The organism is Marinobacter sp. C7 (genome assembly GCF_022343555.1).
Taxonomy (GTDB): Bacteria; Pseudomonadota; Gammaproteobacteria; order Pseudomonadales; family Oleiphilaceae; genus Marinobacter.
The window spans coordinates 1-648 of sequence record NZ_JAKQZH010000044.1; the positions used below are offsets into that span (position 1 = coordinate 1).

Consider the following 648-nt stretch of genomic DNA (forward strand, 5'->3'; position numbering starts at 1 on the left):
TCTGGCCGCCGATGCGGCCGAACATGCCGAAATCCCGCTGGTTACCGGTGCGGTCGGCCGCTTCGATGGTTCGCTGACGGTGCTGAAACCCTATGCCATGGATGACAGCGGCAAACCCAATCCACGCTACCGCGATCTTTATCCCAAGGCGCCGCCGGCAGGCCTCGTGCCCTCCTGCGCCGAGGCCGGGGTCATCGGCCCCGTCACCGGTGTCATCGGCACGCTGATGGCAATGGAGGCGGTAAAACTCGTCACCGGCGCCGGCGCGCCGCTCATCGGCCGCCTGTTGCTCTATGACGGGCTTGGAGCCCGCTTCGACACAATCGCCTACGCCCGCAAGGGCTGAGCCTCGGCTTGCTGGAAAACCCGGCCCCCACCGGTGTCATCCTCGGGCTTGACCCGAGGATCCAGGCTGCCGTGACGTGCGTGTGAACAAGATTATGCCTTATCAACGGCTTAAGCGGCATAGCCCAAGCGTCTTCGGCTTTGTGAGCAGGCTGGGCTGATCGGTCATCCGGCCTGGAGGGCGAGCTGGTAGAGGTTGGCGCAGCGTCCCCCCGATGCGCAGAAGGCGAGCACCGGCCCTTCCGTTTCCTTCAGGATCTGCTTCAGTTTCGGTGCCTGGGTGATCGGCGAATGATTGCCGCC

The 648-nt window shown here is 64.7% G+C and carries 1 protein-coding gene; it reads left to right on the forward strand.

The window, feature by feature from the left end; genetic code table 11:
- Nucleotides 1-346 (forward strand): ThiF family adenylyltransferase (locus MD273_RS18610; protein ID WP_239039267.1); only part of this gene is annotated, 346 nt, incomplete at its 5' end.
- Nucleotides 347-648: the final 302 nt, after the last annotated feature.